Annotated in this window: 14 protein-coding genes; 7 read left to right on the forward strand and 7 right to left on the reverse strand. The window is 69.2% G+C overall.

From position 1 onward, the window contains the following. Positions 1–13: 13 nt before the first annotated feature. The gene (locus DN051_RS43220) at positions 14–3,715 is read right to left on the reverse strand and encodes a S8 family serine peptidase (RefSeq protein ID WP_246041205.1); all 3,702 of its coding nucleotides are present in this window, start codon (positions 3,713–3,715) and stop codon (positions 14–16) included. A gap of 1,271 nt (positions 3,716–4,986) precedes the next feature. Between DN051_RS43220 and DN051_RS43225 the strand changes: the two genes are divergently transcribed. Continuing rightward, complete coding sequence (locus DN051_RS43225) at positions 4,987–7,782, forward strand: DUF7824 domain-containing protein (protein ID WP_112443196.1); 2,796 nt, start codon at positions 4,987–4,989, stop codon at positions 7,780–7,782. A 59-nt stretch (positions 7,783–7,841) separates the two neighbouring features. Here the strand turns inward: DN051_RS43225 and DN051_RS43230 are convergent, their stop codons facing one another. After that, on the reverse strand, positions 7,842–10,262 hold the full coding sequence (locus DN051_RS43230) for a SpoIIE family protein phosphatase (RefSeq protein WP_342781596.1): 2,421 nt from the start codon (positions 10,260–10,262) through the stop codon (positions 7,842–7,844). 212 nt (positions 10,263–10,474) lie between these two features. Beyond that, a complete protein-coding gene (locus DN051_RS43235; RefSeq protein WP_162625199.1) occupies positions 10,475–10,918 on the reverse strand; it encodes a hypothetical protein in 444 nt (147 codons plus the stop codon). A 433-nt stretch (positions 10,919–11,351) separates the two neighbouring features. Here DN051_RS43235 and DN051_RS43240 point away from each other — a divergent pair, with 433 nt between their 5' ends. Both DN051_RS43240 and DN051_RS43245 read left to right on the forward strand, forming a co-directional pair. Beyond that, positions 11,352–11,996, forward strand: a complete 645-nt coding sequence (locus tag DN051_RS43240) for an SMI1/KNR4 family protein (protein ID WP_112443199.1) — start codon at positions 11,352–11,354, stop codon at positions 11,994–11,996. Positions 11,997–12,386: 390 nt separating this feature from the next. Beyond that, positions 12,387–13,814 (forward strand): ricin-type beta-trefoil lectin domain protein, encoded by a 1,428-nt coding sequence (locus DN051_RS43245; protein ID WP_112443200.1) that lies wholly within the window; start codon positions 12,387–12,389, stop codon positions 13,812–13,814. 73 nt (positions 13,815–13,887) lie between these two features. On the opposite strand, the gene DN051_RS43250 is transcribed toward DN051_RS43245, so the two are convergent. Beyond that, positions 13,888–14,424, reverse strand: a complete 537-nt coding sequence (locus DN051_RS43250) for a cupin domain-containing protein (RefSeq protein ID WP_053763626.1) — start codon at positions 14,422–14,424, stop codon at positions 13,888–13,890. 584 nt (positions 14,425–15,008) lie between these two features. On the opposite strand from DN051_RS43250, the gene DN051_RS47050 reads away from it, so the two are divergent. Then, positions 15,009–15,398 (forward strand): nuclear transport factor 2 family protein, encoded by a 390-nt coding sequence (locus DN051_RS47050; RefSeq protein ID WP_246041207.1) that lies wholly within the window; start codon positions 15,009–15,011, stop codon positions 15,396–15,398. A 71-nt stretch (positions 15,399–15,469) separates the two neighbouring features. On the opposite strand, the gene DN051_RS43260 is transcribed toward DN051_RS47050, so the two are convergent. After that, positions 15,470–16,210, reverse strand: coding sequence for an MmyB family transcriptional regulator (locus DN051_RS43260; RefSeq protein ID WP_246041208.1), 741 nt, complete (start codon positions 16,208–16,210; stop codon positions 15,470–15,472). Between DN051_RS43260 and DN051_RS43265 the strand changes: the two genes are divergently transcribed. Together DN051_RS43265 and DN051_RS43270 are read left to right on the forward strand one after the other, a co-directional pair. Then, the gene (locus DN051_RS43265) at positions 16,091–16,702 is read left to right on the forward strand and encodes an SDR family oxidoreductase (RefSeq protein WP_425471808.1); all 612 of its coding nucleotides are present in this window, start codon (positions 16,091–16,093) and stop codon (positions 16,700–16,702) included. The two genes, DN051_RS43260 and DN051_RS43265, sit on opposite strands and share 120 nt — an antisense overlap. A 438-nt stretch (positions 16,703–17,140) precedes the next feature. After that, positions 17,141–18,322: a metal-dependent hydrolase family protein gene (locus DN051_RS43270; RefSeq protein WP_246041209.1), complete on the forward strand. Its 1,182-nt coding sequence runs from the start codon at positions 17,141–17,143 to the stop codon at positions 18,320–18,322. Between the two features lie 136 nt (positions 18,323–18,458). Here DN051_RS43270 and yczE read toward each other — a convergent pair whose 3' ends face one another. Then, on the reverse strand, positions 18,459–19,169 hold the full coding sequence (yczE, locus tag DN051_RS43275) for a membrane protein YczE (protein ID WP_425471809.1): 711 nt from the start codon (positions 19,167–19,169) through the stop codon (positions 18,459–18,461). 61 nt (positions 19,170–19,230) lie between these two features. Between yczE and yczR the strand changes: the two genes are divergently transcribed. Further along, positions 19,231–20,622 (forward strand): MocR-like transcription factor YczR, encoded by a 1,392-nt coding sequence (gene yczR, locus DN051_RS43280; protein ID WP_112443207.1) that lies wholly within the window; start codon positions 19,231–19,233, stop codon positions 20,620–20,622. A gap of 145 nt (positions 20,623–20,767) precedes the next feature. Here the strand turns inward: yczR and DN051_RS43285 are convergent, their stop codons facing one another. After that, positions 20,768–24,256 (reverse strand): tetratricopeptide repeat protein, encoded by a 3,489-nt coding sequence (locus tag DN051_RS43285; protein WP_112443208.1) that lies wholly within the window; start codon positions 24,254–24,256, stop codon positions 20,768–20,770. Positions 24,257–24,437: the final 181 nt, after the last annotated feature.

Below are 24,437 nucleotides of genomic sequence, written 5' to 3' on the forward strand. Positions count from 1 at the left end.
TCGGCTACCTCCGCTACGTCAGCCCGAACGCCCGGACGACGGTCTGCTGCACCGCGTTGCCTCGGTCGTCACGGGCGGTGGCGCGCACCGTGACGTACTTGGCCTGCTTCGGCGCGTCCAGCGTGGTGCGCCAACCGTCCGAGGTGCGGGACAGCGGGGCCTTGCGCCAGGTGGCGCCGTCGTCGTAGGAGACCTCCAGAGCGACGGTACGGATGGCCGAGGTGGGCGGCAGCTCCGCGCCCGATCCGGTCGGCGTCAGGTGCGTCGGCGTCACGGTCAGCTTCGTGTTGCGCTTCGCCTTGCCGGCGGCGTCCGTGTCGACCGCGTAGTCGAGCTGGATCAGCGGGACCGGGGACGTCGTGTCCGGACCGCCGGCCGCCGAGCTGAACTCCCAGGACGTCATGGTCCGCGTGGAGTACGGGTGCTCCCAGCTGCCGCGCTCCGTCTCGACGACGTACCGGTAGGGCAGCCGCTGGGACTTGAGCCCGTCCGCGTACACGAACGTCGAGCCCTCTGACTGGGTCAGCAGCCTGTCGCCCTGGTAGAGCCGGGCGGCGTGCGTCGCGCCCGGGGACGCCGTGTAGCCCTCGTGGGCACGGCCGGAGTCGCCCCAGGCCGGCACGTTCATCATGAGGTAGTCACCGCCGCGGCTCACACTGTCGGCCGAGGACAACCGCGGACGGGTGACCGGGGCGAACCACCGCTCACGCGTCTCGCTGCCCGGACGCAGGGCCTCGGGAGCGCCGACGGAGCGCAGCTCCCCGACGACCACCGCGCTCTGGCGCCATACGACGCCGGGGTCGGCGGTCACCCAGTCGGTACGGGTGCCGCGTGCCGGACGGGGCAGGTGGTAGCCCGCCGTGATCCCGAATTCACCGGGCCTGGCGTCATAGCGGAACTCCGTCGCGTCGGCGTCCCGGTAGTGCTCGAACGAGACGTCCACCGTGGCGAGGTCCTGGGACCTCGGCCGGTACGTCAGGTTGTCCGGGAGCGCCTTCTCCCACGAACCGACGAGGTCGTAGAGGTAGTCGGTCTCGGCGTCGTACGAGATCTTCAGCGGCACCGGGCCGCGTTCGGCCAGACGTATCAGTCGCAGGCCTTCGTCGTAGCCGACGGTGACCACGGTCAGGGGCGGCGTGGCCTCCGTTCGCGGGTCCAGTCGCTGGGGGCCGGGGTCGGCCACGATCAGGGCCTTGGCCCCGGCCGCCGCGGCGGCGGCGCTCTGTTCGGTCAGCGTGACGACGGGGTCGCGCTGGACGAGGGCGACTTTGCCTCGCACCGGGAGTCCGGCGTAGTCGTCCGGCCCGCCCTTGCCCGCGTAGACGGCGTCCAGGTGGCTGGTGCCCTCGGGCAGGGCGCGCTCACCGCGCCGCACGAGGACGGTCTCGACGGTGTCCCGGCCCGTGGCCAGTGTGAGAGTCGGCTCCTCGTTCCGCCAGCGCACCCGCAGGTCGAGAGTCCCCTTCGTCACCTTCCGGGGAGTCGGTGTGGCGAAGAAGCTGTCGTAGACGGGCAGGAGGTTGAAGGAGACCTGAGTGGTGTCCGTCTCCGTCAGCGAGCGGGTGAAGTCGACCCGCGCGTAGGTGGTGACGGCCTTCTTCGGAGTGGCCGCGGTGACCTGCCGGGTCTTGGACGCGTCCAGCGTGATCGGCATGTCGTCGTCGACCCGGACCTCCGGCAGGGTGACGAGGGCGCGGCCGAGGGAGTTCGGGCCCTGGACGCCCTGCACGTCGACCAGTGCGGAGAAGGACCACAGGCCTGGTTCCAGGCGCAGTCGGGCCGATGAGCCCATGGCCACGTCGCGTACGTCCTGGCCGGTACCGCCCGCACGTTGGGCGAACAGCCGGACAGCACCGGTCGCGGGCTTGCCGGAGCGGTCCTTGACCTTCAGATCGACGACGGCCTTCTCGCTCTCGGTGCCGAGACCCACCGAAGTCGTCGCTCGGACAACGCCCTTGTCGACGGCCTCGATCCGGGCGGAGTAGGCGTGGTCCTGGGCCGCCTTGTCCAGGTGGGACGAGACGACGACCGTGCTGGTGCCGCGGGCGGGGACCGTCACCTCGGGAGAGGACAGCGTGAACAGGCCGGAGGGGGCGGTGGCCGCGTCCAACTCGAGGTCCAGGGTGACGGGCGTGGACCCGGTGTTGGTGTAGGTGACCTCGCGGTCGACGGTCTCTCCGGGCGCCGCGGGCACCTCGTGCAGGCCGACGGAGACGACACCGGTGCCGTAGAGGGTGGCACGGGTCGCGGCCACGGCGTCCACCCGCCCGTTGCCGCCGTCGAAGGGGATGTGGTCCGGAGTCGGCTTGGCCGTGCTGACCAGCGCGTCCTTGAGCTGGGCCCCGGTCCAGTCGGGATGTTCGGCCGCCAGCAGGGCCGCCACACCCGCCACGTGCGGGGTGGCCATCGAGGTGCCGCTCATCGTCGTGTAGAAGCCCTCGCCGGGTGCCAGCTGCGAGCGGGCCGCGAGCACATCGACGCCAGGGGCGGTGATCTCCGGTTTGACCGCGAAGTCACCGACGCGGGGGCCGCGCGAGGAGAAGCCGGCGAGCGCGTCGGCGGAGTCGACGGCGCCGACGGTCAGCGCCGCGTCCGCCGCGCCCGGGGCGCCGACGGTGAAGTTCCGGAAGCTGTTGCCCGCGGCGATCGTGAACAGTGCGCCGGTCTCGGCGCTGAGGGTGTTGACGGCGGTGCTCAGCGGGTCGGTGCCGTCGGTCGGGCCGCCGCCCAGACTCATGCTGACGACCTTCGCCTTCTGGTCGCGCGCCGCCCACTCCATGGCGGCGAGGACCCAGGAGTCCTGGCCGGACCCGCTGTTGTCCAGCGCCTTGCCGATGTGCAGCCGCGCCCCGGGAGCGACACCCTTCTCCTTGCCGTCCGAGGCGGACCCTGTTCCGGCGATGGTGGAGGCGACATGGGTTCCGTGCCCGTCGGCGTCGTCGACCGTCTCGTCCGGGACGAAACTCCGCGTGGCGGCGATCTGCCCCGCGAGATCGGGATGCGTCCTGTCGACGCCGGTGTCCAGCACCGCGACATCGACGCCCGCAGCCGTGTTGCCGCCGCGCCACACCTCGGGCGCGCCGACCTGCCCGACCGTGTCGGACAACGCGGCCTTCACCTTGCCGTCCAGCCATACGCGTTCGATGCCGCCCGCGAGAATGGAGGCGTCCGGCCCGCCGCGTCCCGTAGTGGCGGCGTCCCTTCCGCCGGTCAGGGAGGTCCAGAAGGCCGCGGCCTCCGCACGCGGGCGCTCCACGGCGGAACCGCGGATGCTCGTCAGGGTGCGCACCTTCTCCGCGCCCTGCGGCACGACCGCCTTGCGCGCGCCGGCGGCGTCGGCGTACCGGACGATCAGCGGCAGCCGGTCACTGCGGGCGTCGTCGTAGCCGTAGTCGAGCAGCCGTGTGATGTTGAACAGCTGCCTGTCCAGGGTGCCTTCCGCGACGTACGGCAGGACCTCGCTCGGAAACACATAGGTCTCACCGTCGACGACGCTGATGTCCGCCGACACCGGCTCGCCCTGACTGCCCCTCACGTCGATGAGGGGGGAGGTGCCGGAGCCGGTCACGGTCACCTTGTCGCTGTTGATCAGGGTGATGGTGCGGGGGGCGCCGGTGGAACCGGATGCGGTGTCGGCGAGGACCGGAGTATCGGCGGTGGGTGTATTCGGCGCGCCGATCGCCGACGTACTGCCGAGTGATGCCAGAAGGGCCACGGCTATGCCGATGACAGGCACTCTTCGGCCCGGTGCTGGTGATGGAGGCATGGGGCATTCCCTAACTGAACTGAGGGTGCGGTGAATCAAGAACTCGGGTGAATGATGCGTAACCGAGGCGTAGTTCACCTAGAGAATAGGGTGGCGATTCCGAGCCATGGCGCGATGTCGCCACGTGATCCAGGCCATTCAATGGCGCTGTTGACGCAGGACCGAATGTCGTATGCAACGAGATGCGCATGGCAACGCAATAGTTCGTCGCGGCGTGGGATTCGACGGTGGGTTCGGGGTGCGCTGACCTGCGTCTGCCGCCTGATTCTGATCAAAAGGGCAGCGATTTCTGCCCCATAGTGCCCGCTCTGATCGAGGGTGATTCCATGACGCGGCACCCGGCGTTACGTTATGTCTGACCCGGGCGTCCCCTCGTCAACTGTAGGCAACCTTCCACGCGAACCCACTCCGGTGGTGTTCGACCGTGCTTACGGAATGCTGTCCGGCGCCCGGACAGCCGAAGGCGCCCGGGTCGCATGCCGGATGGATGACAGGAAACGAGCACCGGTCGTGGGTGAATTCGTGGCCAGGTCCACGTGCTTGTGGAATTGCGGAATGCACGGAATGCAGGGGCATCGTTCGAGCGGTCAGGACAACTGAGTCCGACTCCATGGCGGAAGCAACAGAGCCGTCGTTTTCCCTGCGCGGACCCATCGCGGCGATCGCCGCCGCATAGTGCGAAGCCGATGGCGCGGCGCTGTACCACCCGCGCTCAGGACCGGACGTCCCCGACCGACAGCCTGGAGGCTGGGTGTCGGAAAGTGCACGGGGACGGTGAGCAGTTGCCTCCTGTCGACCGGACTTGCGGCTGAGTCGGGACGCGCGCCGCCCGGAGAGGTATGGCTGCCAAGAGCGGAGCGGCCCCAGGCAGAGACGCATCGCACTGCACCTCACAACGCAGCCCGAGGGAGTCCACTTCCATGCGGAGACTCCCGTACCACACCGCCCTGACAACCCGCCGCCGTTCGATGCCCGCGCACTGTCGAGGCGGGTACGGTGAGCGGCCGGCGGACCGCTGAGGCCACAGTTCGCCGGCAGAGCGCACCGGGCGGGTGGATCCATCGGCGGCACACCCGTGCCCGACGGCGGCGTGCCCGGCATCAACGTGCACACGGTCCGTGAGTTCACGTCCTCGCGGTATCCGTCGTCCCTTCGCCGCGAACTGCCCCCTGCCGGCTCGCCCGCCCAGGAGGCCGGTGACGAAACAGGAAGGAGCGGAGATGACCGAGGACACGGACGCGCACCCGTACGCCACCATCATCAAAACCATGAAGGCAGGCGAGTTCGCCGTCATACCCGGCCTGCTCCGGGAGCTGGAACTCACCGCCGCCCAGCGCGAGGAACTGCTCGAAAGACTGGAGTCGGTGTACCGGCCGTGGCCCTACTTCGGGGACTGGGCGATCCGTGTCCGCTGCGCCATCGCGCTCGTGGAGATCGCCTGTCGGTGTGACGTCGACGGAGTCGTCCGCGCCCTGGACCACGAATGGTGGCCCAACAACGAGAAGGGGTTCGGGGACGCTCTCGTCGACCTGCTCGACGGATGGCCGCCCGAGGACCTGATCGCGCTGGCTCATGCCCTCAAACCGCTCTGGAGTCATCTCCTACCGGTCAGCGCTCTCGTCCGTGCGGCCGGAAAGCCGTTCGAGATCGACGACGAAGGTGCTGTCGACTGGTTCGAGTACCTGGCCGTTCAGGACACCCCAGAGGCCTCCGCCGACGCGTTGACCGCCTCTCCGCTTGCCGCCGCCGCGCTGTCGCGTCTGCCGGACGCGGAGGGACTGGGCCGCAGCCTCGCGCGGGACGCCGACAGGGGTGGTGCTGCGGCCGCGACCCTGGCCGTACTGGCCCGAGACGGCCACATCGACCGGAGTCGCCTCCTGCGATCCGCGCTGCAAGGACCCTTGGGGGCCGAGCCTCGCACAGTCACGCCCGGGTATCTTGCGCTGCTCACCGCGCTGGAACCGACCATCGAGGAGCAGACCGCGGCGGCGGACACGCTGGTGACCCTCGTCGTCTCCGCGATCAGTACCGCCGCGGTGAAGGACGCGCTCGGCAGGGTACGCAAGCTCGCCGACCTGGGTCGAATGACGGACAAGCAGGTGGATGAGTGCCTCCAGGGCCTCCTGGCCCGCCCTGAGAAGACACTGGCCGCGCCGGCGCTGCCCTTCCTGTGGAGTGAGGCGCGCCGTTCCCCGGCACGCATCGGTGAGCTGGCACCGCTGCTGGGCGAAGCCTTCTCCCATCCTTCGCGGGGTGTCCAGGAGAAGGCCGTCAAGCTGGCTGGGAAACTCGCGGACAGGCTGGACGAGGACACGCTGAAGGATCTCTCCACCGCCGCGGCACAGCTTCCCGCCGACCTGCGGCGTCAGGCCGATGGCCTTCTCGACAGCCCCGTCACCGCACCGCGGCCAGACGCCCCGCGGACGGATCCGTTGCCCCAGCCCGCCGCGGTTCCCGCCTTCCCTCCACCCATGGGAAGCGCGGAGGAAGTCGCCGCGGAACTCGGTGCCGTGCTGGCCGACCCCGTAGCGCAACCCGTCGCCGTCGAACGGGTCCTGGACGGACTGGTACGCCTGGCGCACCGGGACCGGCAAGCACTCGCCCAGGCCGTGGAACCCGTCCTGCGATCCAACGAGCGCCGGCCGCATTCGCCGGGCCGTCTGACCCGGATCTTGCTGGTGGCCAGGGCAGTGACCGGCCGCCGTCCCGAGGACGATGCCTCACCGTATCCGTATTTCAGGTGCCGCGACTGCGGGCATGAGGCGTTCGAAGGCGTACTGGACGCACGCGTGGACGAGGTGGTGCGCCGGATCCTCGACGGCACCTCCCCGCCGTTCCTGCTCGCCACCCCCACTTGTGCCTCGGGTTCGCTGGATCCACATGTCCTGCTGGAACGGCTCACCGAATACCGGCGGACGCGTGTGCGGCCCGGGGAGGCGGACTTCGACCAGGCGTTGTTCCGCGTCAGGCCCGATCCGAGTTTCCCGCCGGCCGCGGCGGAGGAACTCGGCTCAACGGAAGGGCGCCGTCTGGCGCGTTGGCTGTCGGCCGGAGGCTTTCCCGCCCGCGTCTGCGAGCCGACCGTCGTGCTGCCGCTCGAGCGTCCGGACGACCCCGATTCCGTTGCCAGGCACCCGAAGCGCTGGAACCTGGCCGCGATCGGAGAGGCCACCGATGAACGGCAGGACGCACACCCCGGCACACGCGGCCACCGGAACCCCCCGTCGTGGTCGCGTCATCTGAAGGGCGAGTACGAAGCCCACGACGATGTGCCGGCCTGCATCCGACTCGCCGTTGCCGTCGACTCGGCCCGGCTGGTCGATTTCTCCGCCCCGTTTCGTGCTGTGGGCGCCCCGCGCGAGGCGAACCAGGACCTCTGCTCCTGGGAAGGGACGCAGTTCGAACCCTGGCGCCGGATGTTCCCGCTGTGGCTGACTGTCGTGCCCGGCCACCGAGAACTGGTGGTCGCCCGTAATCTGAGGGCGGTGGCCGCAGGCGCGGAAAGCGGCTCACGGTGTGCCGCGGTCCACCTGCCCGCCGTGGCCGAGGCCGAAGGAGAAGCCGGACCGGCCGTGCACCTGGCACTCGCCCACGGGACGGGGGCCGCCTCGGTGATGGAGCGGGTCGCCACCGCTGACGCCCTGCTCGCCCTCGCCGGCCGCGGCGAACTGCACGTCGGCCGACTGGCCCGGGACATCGCGGTGCTGATCGGTATCGACGGCCTCAAGCTCAAGCGGGTGACGGAAACGCTGCGTCACGTCGTGCAGGCGGGCGCCTCGACGACGGTGTACTCGGTGCTGGCGGAGGTGCTCCCCGACGTGCTGCCACAGCCCGGTGCCAGGCCACGGGCGGGGCTGGCGGACCTGCTGTTCCTGGCGGCCGAATGCGCCGAGGCGACACCCGGCCGGCCCCCGGTACCAGGAGTTGCCCTCCTGGCCGAGCAGCGTGGCAGCTCACAATTCGTCAAAGCCGCAAGGTGGTTGAGGGACAGCACCTCGGAGGCACGGACGACATAGGACACCTCACCGGGGAGCCTTGGAGCAGCTTGCAGCAGGAGCGTGCGGGGCCATGTCCCTCACGCCATGGTGCCCTGCTCAGCCCAGATGATCTTGCCGGACTCCGTGTAGCGGGTGCCCCACCGTTCGGAGCAGCGTGCTACGAGGAGCAGGCCTCGGCCGCCTTCGTCGGTGGTGCGGGCGTGCGACAGCCGCGGAGACGTACTGCTGCCGTCCGACACCTCACAGGTCAGAACATGACTGCGGATCAGACGCAGTGTGATGGGTGGTGCGGCGTGCCGAATCGCGTTGGTGACGAGTTCGCTGACGATCAACTCGGTGGTGAACGCCAGCTCGTCCATGTCCCATGACGTGAGCTGCCAGGTGGCGAGGGACCGGGCTTCGGCGACCGTGGCCGGATCGCTCGGAAGGTCCCACGACACGACATGTTCGGGCCCCAGCGCGTGGGTGCGGGCGACCAGAACGGCGACGTCGTCGCGGGCCTGGTCCGGGACGAGTGCCTCGATCACACCGGAGCAGGTCTCCTGCACGGAACCGGGTACGCCGGAGAGCAGGGCGCTCAACCGCTGCGCTCCCGGATCGTCGTGGCCCTGTCCGTACTGCTGGAGGAGGCCGCGGGTGTACAGCACCAGCATCGAGTTCTCGGGCAGTTCGAAGTCCGTCCGGCTGAAAGGCGCGCCCGGGCTGCACAACGCGTCACCGACCGGGCAGTCCACCGTTCTGACAACGCCGTTCGGATGCACGATCACCGGCCAGGGATGACCGGCGCTGGATGCCGAGCAGCGTCGGGACACCGGATCGTAGATGAGGTACAGGCACGTGCCGCCATCCACGGGATCACGGGGCTGCTCGTGCCCCGACGGGGGCCGCTCGCCGCACTCGTCGATGCCACCGACCGTGCCCGACCGGCGTACCACGTCATCGAGCCGAGCGAGGAGTTCATCCGGCTCCAGGTCCAGGTCCGACAGTGTGTGCACCGCGGCGGAAAGCCTCCCTGCCGCTGCCGCGGCCTGAATGCCGCGACTGGGCAGCGTGCCCGCCACCAGGGCCACACGGGCCCCGGAGAGCGGTATGGCGTCGACCCAGTCACCTCCCGTTCCCGCATGCACGGACATGTGAGCCACATCCAGTGCCTGCTGTGTGGGAAGTCCACTGGGACGCAGGATGTGCTGGAGTGCGATCAACGTGTTGTGCTCACGCAGGTGCCGACGGGCGTTGTCGAGGCAGGCGGCGGTGCGTCGCCCCAGTTGCGCGGCCGCGTTCAGATCGTCGGCGTCGAACGGCCTTCGGTCTCCCCAGCGGCAGAACGTGGCCAGGCCGAGAACCCGATCCTGGGCGACCAGCGGCACGATCGCCAGCGAGTGGACGTCCTCGCCCGGCGCCGCGGACATCGACAGATCTCGGAAGGCCCGATGTCCCTCTCGGTCCGAGGGATCGAGCAGGCGGGGTTCGAGGGCGTAGAGGACTTCGACAGCCGACTCGGCAGGCGTGCGGTCGGCGCGCTTTCGGGTTCCGTCACCTCGTGAGCCGGAAGCGGCCCTTCGCAGCGCGGCATCCGGTCCGACCGGCCCGGGGGCGAGTTCTTCGCCTGAGAGCACGGGCTGCAGGAGATCCACCGTGATGCTGTCGGCCAGCGCGGGCACGGACACCTCTGCCAGAGCCTCGGCCGTGTCCAGCACGTCGAGTGTGGAACCGATCCGATTGCTCGCATCGGCGAGCACGGTCAGCCGTTCCTGCGCCAGGTGGCGGTCGGTGACGTCGACGGTGGCGTCCGCGAGGCCGAGGATCCGGCCGTGATCGTCCTCCAGCCGGAAGACCGACGTCGAATAGACATGGTCATGGTGGGGATCGCCCGGCGGGCGCAGCGTCTTCTCCGTTCCGATGATCGGCTGGCCCGTGGCCAGCACCTGTTTCATCACCCGCTCCACCTTTTCGGCGGGAAAGCCCGGCCACACCTCGGAGGGCCGGCGGCCGGCGGCTTCACTGACGGAGGTGCCCTGCATGCCTTCGGCTGCCGCATTGAACCGGATCAGGCGCATCTGGGGATCGAGGAGGTACAGGCCGGTGGGGGAGAGGGTGAACAGCGTCTCGAGAAGCGCGCGCTCGATGTCCGCCGCCCGGGCGAGTTCCGCGGGCTCGAGAGGAGTGATCAGCACCTCCCAGTTCGTGAGTGCGTCCCCCGGGCTCTCGGGGCGCACCAGAAGCCAGCACTTGATCGAGGCGCCGTCACTGCGCTTCAGCACGGTGGCGAATTCGTCGTCGGCCCGGGTCTCGACCTCGGCGGACGCCGTCCCCGCCATCAAGTCTGCCGCTGAACGCCCCACCACCGACTCCGCCGCATGGCCGAGCAGCTTCTCTGCCGCCGGGCTCCACCTGGCGATCACGCCCTGGTGGTCGAGCGAGAACCGAACTCCCTCACCCGCCAAAGGCCCGTCGGCGGAAGCGCTGCGATCAGTGACGTGAGGTGCACCCATAGTCATCAGCTTTCACTCACCACGGATCTCATACGTGGTCAGTGTCCTCCAAAGGGGCGATGTGCGACATCGGAGCGTGTCCCGGTCTGTGACAGCGGCAGCACCCGGTGTGGGCGGGCCCTTGACCGGCGCCGGAACCGCCGTCCCACCGACCGCGGCCAGGACCACGACGTCTGTGGCGGACAGGTCCGCGTCACCAGGGTCGGTAGTAGTCGCGATCACCTCCGCTTGCCGTGAGGATGCCGAACGCCCAGGCGCTCCAGTCCTGGAGCCTGTGTGTCGGCAAAGGACTGCTGCATGGAGGCCAGACTTCGGGAGACTCCCTCGAAAAGCGCGGAGAGTCCCGCCAGAGCGTCATTCATGAGTTGCGCCGGAGGCGCGTACTGGTTTCCGAAAGCGGCACCGAAGGAGTCGTCGCCCCACGGGGCCGCTCCCGTCGCGTGGCCTTCGCCGGTCTGCGGCGCGCTACCAGCGGCCTGCCGCATCGAGTCCGCCGCGCTCTGGAATGTCGCGACAGCACGGAGGAAAGCCTGGTAATCGACCACCAGCACTTCACTGGACGGGTTCCATGCGCTCGGAACGGGTGGCGGTGAATCGATGGTCTGCGCGACAACGGGGGAATTTCGATATCCGCCCGTCGGGCCGTCGAGTGCGGAGGGCATGGAAGTCATACAAACACAGCCGCTGCCCCGTACCGGACCTCTGGTTGATGTCTTGACGCCTCCCTGACGATTCTGGATCCGCGAATACATCCGAGCCGCCGCAGTTCGTAAGTCTCCCTGGGGAGGTGCAAAGGGGCAGAGTTGGTTTCCTGTTCGATCGAGTATGAGACCGGGTGAAGTACGGCATAAGTCCGTTCGTCTACGGTTGTACGTCGCGGGCCCGTCACTGTCGCGATCCGGCGGTGCTCGCGTCCAGAGCCGCGGCCGGCCTCGGGTCCTTCCGTGGCTCGCGCTGTGAGCGGGCGGCGACCTACAGGACGCCGCCGGCCGCAGTGTGCCGCAGTGCCCGGGAGGACCAAGAAATGTGCCCCGATGAACCTGCTCTGCGGGACGCAGGAACAAACATGCACGGGGTGCACTGAGAATCCTGCACATGACGAACTCCTACACATCTGTCCGAACCTCCTGGGCTCGCATCGACGCATGGCTGCAGCGATACGCGCCGGCGACATTCGCCCAACTGGCTCCACCGGCAGACCCGTATGAATACGACCAGGCGCAGAGAGAAATGGGTCTGAGTTTTCCTGCGGGCCTGTTGGAATCGCTGAGCTGCCACAACGGAGCAGAGCCGTATTCCACCGTACTCCCTCAGGAAACCCCTCTCTCGGTGACGGAGATCGTGGAGTTCTGGCGTATGCGAATCGCCGTCATCGACGGGGAGGGGGAGCCAGAAGACTCACTCGATGACGACGGCGAGCACTGGTGGCACCGGCTGTGGATTCCATGGGCCGCCGTCGACGGTGACGCGCAGGTCATCGATATGCGGCCGGGTCCAGGACAGGGAAGAATTGGCCTGGCGCCCAAGGATGACAACGGCGCTTTTGATGGAGACTGGGGTTGGCCCTCGCTGGAAACGTATCTGTTCCAGGTGGCGGAGGCCTTGGAGCTCGGGGAACCCGTGGGGGATTCCGTTCCCCACCTCAAACCCAATGGTGAATTGTGCTGGGCGTACTCCAGCGACATAGAGCTCGACGGCTACGAGCTCACCCCAGCGCCTACCACGCGGTCCCGCTGGTAGGTGCCGAGCGAGAGCGCTGACCACGCCTGCAAGGTCCTCGGGGCAGTATGTGTTGCCCGTTCGCCCCCTCCGCGGCGCACAGTTCAGTTCCCGGGTCCGTCATCGACACTACGCTGAGACCTCGACGAAAGCGGCGGGCTTCCGGCTCAACTCCTCGGAGTGAGACCACGGTTGGGGCGGAGCGGAATCCGTCAATGGGGCGGCGGGGAGCCGTGTCCACCGGGCAGACCGATCCCACCGACCGGGCTGAGCGAGCTGGGGCTGCCGGGCTTGATCCATGAGCAGGCAGCGGGGACACAGGTGCGCCACGCACGCCGGTCGGTCCGGGTGCGGCCCCTACGCGAACGTCGGCCTTCAGATTCTTAATCTGGTTCATATGAAGGAGTACCGATGTCCGCCGACACCTCGACATCCTCCGCCGCGTCAGCCGAGAGCGGGCGCGGGGAGCCCGATCGACTGTCGTCCGAGAGCGTGGCCGCCCGGTCGGCGGAGGAATCCGAGAGCGGTTCCGCGACCGCGGCCGGTGTGCCGGGGCGCAACCGCAGACCCGCAAGCGAGGATTCCTCGGCCACGACCTCCGCTGCCGGCGGAACTCATGGGGGCGCTTCGGAACCGGACGGGGACGAGCCGAGCACCACCACCTCCACGCCAGGTCATGGGGAGCACGACTCCGACGAGGACTCCGACGGCGAGGGCGACCGGGACGGCGACAGCGAGTCCGGCGATGGCGACGCAGCCGACTCCGACGACGACATGAGCACCGCGGAGCCCGTCCATGGTGAGGGCGGCCGACGGGGAAGGCGCTTGTTCGTACTCGGCCGCCGACGTCAAGCGACCGAGGCGGGCGACGGACCCGACACCTCCGCATCCGCGGGTACTGACGTGGCGGTCGGCAGTACCTCTGCCGGGGGCGACACGGAGGCAGTCGGCGAAGCCCGGGCGGCGACAGTGGCCGACATCGCCGCCGCGGGGGAGACGGAGTCTGATGAGCCGGGAGGCATGGACGACCCCGGGCGCGTCAGGAGGAGTCTCTTCGCCGGTGCGGCCATCGCCGGTGCGGCCCTCATCGCCGTACCGTTCCTGGTCGGCGGAGGCGACGACGACAACCGGAACGCCGCGTCCACCCCGACGGACGGCACGGTCCTGAGCGGCGGTGTGGACGGCGGCGGAGCCGAACTCGGCTCGGCCGCACCCACACGAAGCGGTGAACGGCGCGGCGAGGGCAGCGCGGGGGGCACGGGGACCCGGACGGAAGCGAAGGCCGGGAGCACAGGATCCCCCGACACCCCCGAGGAGACGCCCCGCGGCCAGAAGTCCAAGGACGGTCGCAGTTCGGCACCCACGGCGTCCACCACGGCGACCAGAAGCACGCCGCGGTCCGATCCCGCCCCTGCGGCGACTCCGCAGTCACAGCCGAGCACCGCACCGGCCTCCACGGGAGCGGCGGTGTGGAGCCACGCGTCGAACCGCTGCATCACGGTCAGCGGCGGTACGAGCAGGGACGGCGCGCCGCTACAGATCTGGGACTGCAACGGATCGGCCGCCCAGCAGTGGAAGTTCATGTCCGACGGCTCGGTCCGTTCCCTGGGCAAGTGCATGGACGTCGCCTGGGCCTCCCAGCAGAACGGCGCCGCCATTCAACTCGCCGACTGCAACGGCGGGCCTGCCCAGAAGTTCCGGCTCAACGCCGCGCACGACCTCGTCAACATTCAGGCCGACAAATGCGTGGACGTCAGGGACTTGAGGACGGGGAACGGCTCGGCCCTCCAGCTGTGGGACTGCGCCGGCACCGACAATCAGAAGTGGAGCAAGCGCTGATCGCTGCCTGTCCCACAGCCCTCACGGGGACTTGAGGTGCCGCACCGCCGCATCCCCGGTCGGCCCGGGGATGTCAGCCGGCGTCATCCAGTGGGCCCTCGGGCAGGAGCGTCACATGGTGGCGGGTCAGTTCCTCGATCAGTGGTCCGAGTTGGGCGGGATCCCACTCGGGCATGGGCTGACCCGGAACCGCGTCGATGCCGTTGTCCAGCCAGAACCCCTCGTGTCCGCCCGGCAGCATGAACGTGAGCAAGTTCGCCGGTCGAGGACCGATGTTGGTGAAGCGGTGCCGGTTTCCTCGGGGGATGAAGAGGAAGTCGCCAGGGCCGGCCTTCAGCGTCTGATCGCCGTTGAGGAACTCGAAGTCGCCGTTGAGGACGTAGAAGGCCTCGTCCTCGCGGCCGTGGGCGTGAGCGATCGGGCCGCCTCCCGGCAGGACCGTCGTCTCCAGTACTCCGAGGGAGCCGTTGGTCTGCGCCGCTGAGATCTTGACCGTCGTCAGATCGCCGGCCAGCCACTTGGTGGCTCCCTCGTCACGCGTGACAAGGATTCCGTCACGCCGGGTCCAGCGCGGGTCGTTCTCATCCGGGATGGGAACCTTGAACGTCATACCGGTGCCTTTCCCACGGTCCAGCGCGGTGGCGGGCGGGCGGGCACTGATGGCTCTCGCCAGTCCCTGGCTACCCTCCACAGCGTAGGCGTCGGTGTCCTCGGTGGCATGTTGACCTGGCACTTCTCCGACGCGCCGCCGCCCTGAGCTGCCGCACGCACACCTACGGTATTTGTGGAAGATCATCGGCCGTCGTGTTTTCCTTACAACGAGACGACGACATGTGCCACTGACCAGCGCAGTCGGTCCTGACCACCCTGTGCCGGCTCCAGACCCGGGCAGTGGCGGAACAGGCAACGCATGCACGTGCGGCGTCCGCTCGCGTGGAGTCGCATTACGAGGTGAGATCCATGGCCGGTGTGGGCGCTCGTCCCCCGAAGTCGAGGAGAATCTGGCATCGCGCGGTCCCCTTGGGGTCGACGGCTGCACTGATCGTTCTGCTCGGCGGAACGGCGTCCGGCCTCCAGCCCGACGTGAACACGGCTGCGTTCGGCGCCGCTCCCGTGGCAGCGGATGTTCCCTCGGCCCCGAGCCCCTCACCTGACGCCGATGACGGTGCACAAACACCGGAGGAACAGCGCAACTTGGCCGCGGTCCGGGAAGCGTTCCAGCGCTGGGAAGCCGGGGGCAGCTTCTACGACATACTCAGCGATGACGCGGTGTGGACGATCACCGGTACCAGCCCGATCGCCGGCACGTACACCGGGCGCCAGCAGTTCCTGGACGAGGTGATCGCCCCGCTGAGTGACCGGTTGTCCGTCTTCGTGAAACCGACGGTTCGGGGACTGTGGGTCGACGGCGACACCGTTTTCGCGGAGTGGGACGGGCACGGTGTCGCCAAGGACGGACAGCCCTACGACATGACGTATTCATGGATTTTGCACATGAAGGACGGCCGGGTGACACGCGCCGTGGCCTTCCTCGACGACAACGTCGTGACGGATCTGTGGGAGCGGGTGCCGGCCGGCAGATGAGGCAACGGTGACTCTCAACCCTGAGGAGGTGTTGCCGCTGCGGCAGCACCTCCTCAGGTGCCTGGGCTGAGTCAGTGCCCGTGTTCGGCGGCCTCTTCGGGCTGTACGTGTGTGTCGGCGGCGGTCCAGTTGCCGAGCATGCGCAGGGCGCTTTCCGACGGTGATCCGGGTTCGACGGTGTAGAGCCCGAGGGTCTGGTCGGAGTCGCCCACGGGTGTGAAGGCCTCAAACCCGAGGGTGAGGTCCCCGACGAGGGGGTGGTGGTAGCGCTTGGAGCCGTGTTTGGGCTGGTAGACGTCGTGCTCCGCCCACCAGCGGCGAAAGTCCCGGTCGCCGGCGGACAGTTCGCCGATCAGCTGCGCCAGCCGGGGATCGCGCGGATGATGGCTGGCGTACAGGTGGAGCATGCCGACGTTTTCGCGGGCGGTCTCTGGCCAGTCGACGTAGAGATCGCGGGCAGCGGCGTCGAGGAACATGTAGCGGGCCATGTTCCGCTCGCCCGCCGGGAGGCCCTCGAAATCACGGTAGAAGGCGCGGGCCAGGTGATTGGCGGCCAGGACGTCCAGACGGTGGCCCAGGAGCAGAGCCGGAACGTCGGCGATGTTCTCCAGCGCCCGTAGCAGCCCGGGGCGGGCACGCTGGGTCGCCCTGTCATGCGGGCGCCGCTGTGTCGGGTTGGCCAGGGCGAACAAATGGTTACGCTCGGTGTCGTCGAGTTGCAGTGCGCGAGCGACGGCGTCCAGGACGGAGGCGGAGACGCTCGTCGTCCGTCCGCGTTCCAAGCCTTCGTCGCCGGCGCGCTCGACCGCCACGGGCGCGTGGACGTCCTGGTCAACAACGCCGGCGTGATGCCGCTCTCCCTCATGGAGGAGCTGCGCGTCGACGAATGGGACCAGATGATCGACGTGAACCTGCGCGGGGTGCTGTACGGCATCGCGGCGGTCCTGCCCTCCATGCGCGAGCGCCGGTGCGGGCACATCGTCAACGTCGCTTCCACCGCGGCCCACCGCGTGGACCCGACGGGAGTCGTGTACTGCGCGACGAAGTACGCCGTACGCGCCGTGTCCGACGGCTTGCGCCAGGAGACCGCCGACCTCCGCGTCACCGTCGTCAGCCCCGGCCTCACCAAGACCGAGCTGACCCACTCCGGCGGCAACCCCGAGCCGCAGAACGCGATACGGGCTGCGCTCGCAGCAGTCGGTATCGACGCTTCGGCCATCGCACAGGCCATCGGCTACGCCGTCGCCCAGCCGGCCGACGTCAACGTCAACGAGGTCATCGTCCAGGGCACGGCGCAGCTCTGACGCCACCCGGCGGGCCGTCCGCAGGTGCCGTTCACAGCCGCGGCACCTGCGGCGGCCACCGCTGAACCGACTGGCCACCGGGTGAACGGGTTCGCCGTCGGTGGCCATCGGAGGCATCTCGCTCCCCTCGGGTGCGAGATTCACAGGCTGCGCGGCCTCGTCGAGAGAGCCGCTGTGCGACGACCATGGTTTGCCCATTTCAGTAGTTGATGATGTAATCAATTTACGCGGCGGATATTGAACTGCTTCGGGGCCCAGCACGGCCAGAGCCTGCATGGGGCGTCCGTGAGGTGGCTGTGCACAGGTCATGCATGCCTGCTGCCGTGAGAGGGCCGGAATTCAGGAACACACAGCGCCCGGTCCCCGGAGCAGGCACCGGCCGATCGATTCCGGCCGCCTCGCCGAGTGATCCACGCTTTCCGATCCGAAGAGATGCCGATGAACTCCTTTGCCATACACGCCGGTTCGATGTTCGACGGGTTCAGCCTGTCGGGGCCCGCCACCGTGCACGTCTCGGGTGACCGCATCGTGCGGGTGGACCGCACCGGCGCGCTGCCCGCCGACGGCCGCCAGGTCGTCGATCTCGGTCCTTCGGCATGTCTGCTGCCCGGCCTCATCGACACCCATGTCCACCTCGCCTTCGACGCCGGTCCTCAGCCCGTCACCTCGTTGACCTCTGCCTCGGACAGCGATCTGCTGGCGCACATGAGGGCCGCGGCCCGGTCCGCTCTGATGGCGGGCATCACGACCGTGCGCGATCTCGGCGACCGCGAGTACCTGTCGTTGACCCTCGTGGACGAGTTCGCCGGGAACCCGGAGCTGGGTCCGGAGATTCTCCCCGCGGGCCCTCCGCTGACCACACCGGGCGGCCACTGCCACTTCCTCGGCGGCGAGGTCGAAGGCGTCGACGCGCTCCGGGCGGCCGTTCGCGAGCGTCACGCCCGTGGCTGCGCCGTCATCAAGATCATGGCCAGCGGCGGCAACATGACGCCCGGGTCTGTGCCGCCGCACATGTCCCAGTACGGCCTGGACGACCTGCGTGCCGTGGTGGACGAGGCACACCGCCTCGGGTTGCCGGTCGCCGCGCACGCCCATGGCACCCAAGCCATCAGGGAGGCGGTCGAGGCGGGCGTCGACAGCCTGGAGCACGTCACCTTCCTCAGCGCCGATGGCGTCGCCGCCGACTCGGAACTCATCGAGATCATCGTGAGGAAGGGAACCTTCGTCAGTCTGACCCTCGGGCTGGAACCCGGCGAAGCCGTGCAACCGCCCAAGGCCCTGGCCAAACATGTCGAGGCCATCCTGGACACCTACGGCAACCTGCACAAACTCGGTGCCAATGTTGTCATCGGCTCCGATGCCGGTATCGGGCCCGTCAAGCCCCACAACGTGCTTCCCCACGGCGTGGCCGACCTGGCCCGGCTGGGCGTGGCGCCGCTGGACGCGCTGAAGTCCATGACCAGTCTGGCAGCCCGTCTGTGCCGCATGGACGGCCGCAAGGGCCGGATCGCCGCCGGCGCCGACGCCGACATCCTGGTCGTCAACGGCGACCTGGAGCACGACCCCGCGGCCGTCCTGGACGTGCAGGCGGTCTTCCGCGCGGGTGTCCGCGTGCGCTGAGCCAGGCCGGGGGATCGGAGCACCGTTCGCTGCGCCCCGGGCGTGAGGCCGGGGGCGTACGAGTCGCCCGCAGCGGCCTTCAACCGAAAGCGCGGGCGTTCCGGCGGAGCGACCGCGGGCGACCGCGTACTCGCGTTCATCGGTCGTGCCGTTCGTCTGCGGCAACAGCGGGGAGGCGAACCACGACGCGTGGCAGGAAGTAGCCGACGAGTGGCCCCATGCACAGTGCGATGAGCACCGTTCCGACACCGACGGTTCCACCCAGGAGCCAGCCGATGCCGGCGACGACGATCTCGATGCCGGTGCGTACCACCGCAATGGGCAGGCGGGTGCGCCGGACAAGTCCGGTCATGATGCCGTCGCGGGGGCCTGCTCCGAACTGCGCGCCGAGGTAGAGCGCGTCGAAGAAGGGCAGTGCGACGAGGCCGAGTACGAGGTATCCGATCTCGGTGAGTGTCCCGTGGGGGTGGGGGAGCACGGTGGCGGTGGCATCCGCGGCGAAGCCGACGATGGCGACGTTGAGGAGTGTGCCGAGGCCGGGCAGTTCCCGCAGGGGAATCCATGCGAGGAGCACGAGCAGGGAGATCAGGTTTGTCGTCCAGCCGAACGAGATGCCGAGAACCTTCGCGGTGCCCTCCGTGAGCACGTTCCAGCTGGCCGCCCCCAGCCCGGACTCGACCAGCGTCATCACGGCGACCCCGTACCCCACCAGGCCGATCAACAGCTGGGGGATACGACGCGCCTTTCGGCCCGCCCGAAGTTGGGCGAACGCGTTCATATGGGTCACCAGGGGCTGGTCGTGACGAGCCGAGGTGGAGGTCTGCGCGGGGGGAGCGGGAGGTGCCATGGAGTGAGCCTGCGGGGCATCTGGACCTGGGTTCCATAGCCAGATTGGTTATGCTGGCCGAGTGAAAGTTGCTTCGCACGCGGTGGCGCGCATGTTGGGGACCTGGCAGGAAGGGCCTGGCCCGGCGCATCAACGCCTCTCAGACAGGCTGCGGCTGCTGGTACTGGACGGACGTCTCTCCCTCGGCTCGGCCATGCCGAGCGAGCGCGACCTGGCGGTCGCACTCTCCACCAGCAGAACCACTGTCGGCGCCGCGTACCGCACGCTGGTCGAGCACGGATACCTCGCCACCCGGGCGCGCGCCAGGGCGACCGTACGGCTCCCCGACGACACACCACCCGAGCGCCGGGCCGGCACGGACCCGGCGACCATCGACCTGTCCTTCGCCGCGCCACCCGCGCCTGTCGAAATCCTTCACGCCGCGTTCGCGGCCGCTCTCGAACAGCTACCACGACACTTCGAGCGGCACGGCTACGACCGAAGCGGCACCGCCGAGCTGCGCGAAGCTGTGGCCCACTGGTACGAACGGCGCGGGCTGCCCACGCCGCCCGATCACATCCTGATCACCAACGGCGCGCAGCACGCGCTCGCCCTTCTGGCGCGCACACTCGTGTCGCCGCGCGACAAGGTCCTGATCGACCATCCGACCTACCCGCACGCGATCAGCACGTTCACCGCGGCGCGGGCTCGACTTCTCCCCGTCGCCGTGGCGCCTTCAGGCTGGGACACCGCGCAACTCCAAGCAGCAGGCCGAATCGCGAGTCTCGCCTACCTGATACCCGACTTTCACAATCCGACAGGGCTGTGCATGCCCGCGAGCGTCCGCCAAAGCCTCAGACTCGCGTGTCCCACGGTCATCGACGAAACCATGACCGACCTGGCCCTGGACACAGCGAGCCCGGAACCCTTCGCGATGCACATGCCGACCGCCATCAGCATCGGCTCGGTTTCCAAAAGCATCTGGGGCGGCCTGCGCATCGGCTGGATCCGCGCAACACCCTCTCTCCTGGAACGCGTCCAACAGACCCGCTACGCCACGGATCTCGGCACCCCTGTCGTCGAACAGCTCGCCACAGCCGTCCTCCTGAACGAAGGCCGGACACAGCGGCCCGGCGCACTCCAGCAACTGAGGTCGCAACGCGACACCCTGCGCCAGGCACTCACGGAGCACCTGCCCCACGTCCACGCTCCGCAACCCGCGGGCGGCCTGACACTCTGGGCGACATTCCCCCAACCCATCAGCTCACGGCTGGCCGCGATCGCACCCGACCACGGAGTGTCCATCGCAGCCGGACCACGCTTCGGGATCGGTGGCGCGTTCGAACGCAACATCCGACTGCCGTACACGCTCCCTCCGAGTCAGCTGACCCAGGCGATCCGCGGACTCGCACAGGCGGAACAGGCACTCACCCGAGGCGCCACCGGGGCCCATGGCCCGGCACCCGTCGCATGAGCGTCGACAACGTCGTGACCCGAACGCCGACTGTCGGTGCTGTCAGCGACACGCAGCGAAGCCCGTCCCTTCCGTGCCGTTACTCCTGGGCCGACTTGACTGACGAGCGCCAGGCCCAGCCCTCGACCTACGGCCGCCGTACTGGTCACTCGGCGACGTACTCCGCGACGAGCTGTCGGCACCGTCGGGCGCGGTCCGCCAATTCTCCGTCCCCTGTGGTGAGTTCAGCCAGGTAGTGGAGCACGTCGGTGACCGCGTCGTGGTCTGGACTGGTCGCGAGGAAAGCCTCGGTTGCCGCGGCCGCGCCGCGGTCAGGTTCCAGGAGCATGACCCGGAACAGGCTGAAGAACCGGGTTGCGTCTCCCTTCCGTGTCTCTGTCGGAGTGGTGAGCAACCGCGTCCACTGCGGGGAGCATGTCGCGAGGCCTGACATCACCGTCTCCAGCATCAGCCTCTCGAAACGCAGGCCAGGATCACGGCCATCGGCTGCCGCAGCCCGTTCGAAGTCCTCTTGCGCGCGCCGATGGCGCCCTGCCTGCCGGTGGGCGACGCCGCGCTCGGTGGCAGCCCAGGTGTAGGTCGAGTCGAGGTTGAGGGCCGCCGTGAGGTCCGTGACGGCGTCGTCGTAGCGGCCCGCTTGCCGGTGGGCGGCGCCGCGTTCGGCGAGGGCCGACGCGAGGGTGGGGTCGAGGTCGAGTGCGGAGGTGAGGTCGGTGACGGCGTCGTCGTAGGACCCCGCCGACCGGTGGGCCTCCCCTCGGACCTGCAGAGCCATGGCCAGGGTGGGATCGAGCGCGAGTGCGGAGGTCGCATCGGTGATGGCGTCGTCGTAGCGGCCCGCTTGTCGGTGGGCTTCCCCTCGGGCGGCGAGGGCCGGGGCCAGAGTGGGGTCGAGGTCGAGTGCGGAGGTGAGGTCGGCGATGGCGTCGTCGCAGCGGCCGGCTCGCCGGTGGGTCTCCCCGCGCTGGGCGAGGGCCAAGGTGTAGGTGGGGTTGAGGTCGAGTGCGGTGGTGAAGTCGGTGACGGCGTCGTCGTAGCGGCCCGCTTGCTCGTGAGCGATGCCCCGTTGGGCGAGGACCCAGTCGAGGGTGGGGTCGAGGTCGAGGGCGGCGGTGAAGTCCGTGACGGCATCGTCGTAGTGCCCCGCCGAGCGGTGGGCTTCCCCTCGGGCCGCGAAGGCCAAGAGATGTGCGGGATTCAGGTCGAGTGCGGCGGTGAAGTCGGAGACGGCTTCGGCGTAGCGTCCGGCCAGCTGGTGGGCTTCTCCTCGTTGGGCGAGGGTCCAGTCGGGTTCGGGGCTGAGCGCGAGTGTGGCGGTGAAGTCCGTGACGGCATCGTCGTACCGGCCGGCTTGCCGGTGGGCGATGCCCCGCTGGCCGAGGGCCCAGGCGTAGGCGGGGTCGAGTTCGAATGCGGCGGTGAAGTCGGTGACGGCGTCGTCGTAGCGGCCCGCCTGCCGGTGGGCTTCCCCTCGTTGGGCGAGGGCCCAGTCGTGCGCGGGGTCGACGTCGACAGCGGCGGTGAGGTCCCTGACGGCATCGTCGTAGCGCCCGGCCAGCCGGTGGACTTCACCTCGTTGGGCGAGGGCCCAGTCGTGCGCGGGGTTGAGGTCGAGTGCGGCGGTGAAGTCGGCGACGGCTTCGTCGTAGCGGCTCGCCTGCCGGTGTGCAGTGCCGCGCTGGGCAAGAGCCCAGTCGTACGTGGGATCGAGGTCCAGAGCTGCCGTTAAGTCGGTGACGGCATCGTCGTACCGGCCCGCCTGCCGGTTTGCGGTGCCTCGTTGGGCGAGGGCGAAGGCGTAGGCCGGGTCGAGGCCGATGGCTGTGGTGAGGTCGGCGACGGCCTGGTCGTTGCGGTCGTGCCAGGAGTGGAGTCTGCCGCGATAGGCGAAGGCGCGATGGTTTCGAGGGTCGATCGTGATGGCGCGGTTGAGTTCGCTGAGGGCTTCCTCGTCCCGTTCGGCGAGGAAGAGACGCCGGCCGCGGTAGGTGCGCGCCCATGCCTGAGTGGTGGGGGTCAGGCGGTCGTGGGTCAGCAGAGCGGTGAGGGCGGCGAGTGCGGGGTCGTTGTCGTCGGCGGCGGTTTGAAGGCGGTCGGCCCACGACGCAAGCGCAGGATCGGCAGCGTCGCGGGCCGCCTGCCCGCAGGTGTCCGTCCACTCCCTCAGGACCGCTGTGTCCTCCACTTCGGAGGCGTGAGCGGTCAGCTCCAGTGCTGCTTCGAGACCGGCAACCGGGTGTGCGCAGAGGCGATGGTAGGCCTCGCTCAGACGATGCCGGCGCCACCGTGCATCGCGCCACCGCTTCGTCTCGGGAAGGTGCTGTTCGAGGTCGGCTCGCCAGACCGCGTGAGCATCGGCGAGCTGACGGTGCGTGGTGGTCCAGCGCCTGGGGGAATGTGTGCGCTGGTGGCGCACCATGCTGGCGCGTACGACGGCGTGGTACTGCTTGAAATCGCCGTGGCCGTTGACGAAGGGCTGACCGCACAGCCACTCCCACAGATCCCGACCCCCCTGGGGAGCGGTCGCGGTGAACACGTCCTCGTTCAGCTGAAGCGCCAGCGCGCATGTCAGCACCGTCTCCCGCTGATGGGGGTCGGTGATCCACTGCACGAATCGCGCGACCACCGCGTCCACGGCGTCCCCGCCGAGCTCGACGTCGTCGGCGGTCGTGGGACGGGCAAGCGCCAACAGTTCCACCAGCAGCGGCAGCCCCATGGACAGCTGCAGCACGGCTTCCACCGCGCCCCGCTCGGTCACCCCGCGCGCGGCCAGCAGCGCCCGCGTCTCAGTCTCGGTGAACACCTCCAGCGGCAGGTCCTCCACCAGCGCCCTCAGCGGCGCCCAGTCCCGCTCCGACAGCTCGTCACGGCCGGCGAGCACGATCATCACATTCGCGGGCAGCGGCCCGAAGGTGTCCTCGACCAGATCCCGCAGCCACTGGTCCAGATAGCGTCCGGTCTGCTCCCATGTGTCGAAGAACAGCACCACCCACGGGTGCTGCCTGCTCAGCCGGTCCAGCTCAGCGACGAACGCCCGGCACAGGCCCGTCGCGTCAGCCCCGCGCCTTTGACGCCCGCGGGCCCCGCCGCCCCGCAGACGGTCCAGCCCGTGTGCCGCCGCTTCCGGACTCGCCATCGCCGTCACCACCCCGGCACCGGGAATGAGCGACGCCGCTCCCAGGGCAGCCTGCGCCACCACGCGGCTCGACAGCGACGCCTCGCCGTCCGGCGTACCAGCGCTCTCGACGGGGACGGGCTCGGCGGCCGCGGCCTGCTCCCGGCGGAACTGTTCCGCGGCCCGGTCGAACCCCTTCAGCGGTCCGGCCTCCTCGGCCAACTGCCGGGCCAGCTCCGTCAAAGCCTGGGGCACGCCATGTACGTCGTTCTCATCGACCACCGCGGTGACCGCACCCGCGCGTTGCGCCGCAGCCCGCCACCGGCGCAGCAGCGTGGACTTCCCCACCCCGCCCACCCCGTGGACGTGGAACAGGAACACCGCCGGATCCACTTCCGCCAACGGATCCTTCGCCAAGTTCTCCGTGAACAGCGAAACCTGCGCGCGCCTGCCCACGAACTGCGCCTGGGCGTGTTGCCGGATCAGCTCACCGCGTGACCGGCGTTCACGTGCCGACATGCCTCCACCCCCTGCTCAGGCCTGCCACCTTAGGGTTCCACATCCAAAGCCACAGCAGCATGACGAGCATTTGGGTAGCGCAGCGGCCGGAACGGCATACGTCAGCTCTGCTCAGATGCATGCATGCCGGGAGCTTGGAGCCGAAGCCGGCGGAGCGTTGCCCCGGCAGATCTGCGGAGAT

This window comes from Streptomyces cadmiisoli, from assembly GCF_003261055.1.
Taxonomy (GTDB): domain Bacteria; phylum Actinomycetota; class Actinomycetes; order Streptomycetales; family Streptomycetaceae; genus Streptomyces; species Streptomyces cadmiisoli.

Coding starts and splice junctions, on each gene's coding strand:
- DN051_RS43245 (WP_112443200.1), top strand. CDS start 12,387: ATGTCCGCCGACACCTCGACATCCTCCGCCGCGTCAGCCGAGAGCGGG.
- DN051_RS43250 (WP_053763626.1), bottom strand. CDS start 14,424: ATGACGTTCAAGGTTCCCATCCCGGATGAGAACGACCCGCGCTGGACC.
- DN051_RS43265 (WP_425471808.1), top strand. CDS start 16,091: ATGGTTACGCTCGGTGTCGTCGAGTTGCAGTGCGCGAGCGACGGCGTC.
- DN051_RS43235 (WP_162625199.1), bottom strand. CDS start 10,918: ATGCCCTCCGCACTCGACGGCCCGACGGGCGGATATCGAAATTCCCCC.
- DN051_RS43240 (WP_112443199.1), top strand. CDS start 11,352: ATGACGAACTCCTACACATCTGTCCGAACCTCCTGGGCTCGCATCGAC.
- DN051_RS43270 (WP_246041209.1), top strand. CDS start 17,141: ATGAACTCCTTTGCCATACACGCCGGTTCGATGTTCGACGGGTTCAGC.
- DN051_RS43225 (WP_112443196.1), top strand. CDS start 4,987: ATGACCGAGGACACGGACGCGCACCCGTACGCCACCATCATCAAAACC.
- DN051_RS43285 (WP_112443208.1), bottom strand. CDS start 24,256: ATGTCGGCACGTGAACGCCGGTCACGCGGTGAGCTGATCCGGCAACAC.
- DN051_RS43230 (WP_342781596.1), bottom strand. CDS start 10,262: ATGACTATGGGTGCACCTCACGTCACTGATCGCAGCGCTTCCGCCGAC.
- yczE (WP_425471809.1), bottom strand. CDS start 19,169: ATGGCACCTCCCGCTCCCCCCGCGCAGACCTCCACCTCGGCTCGTCAC.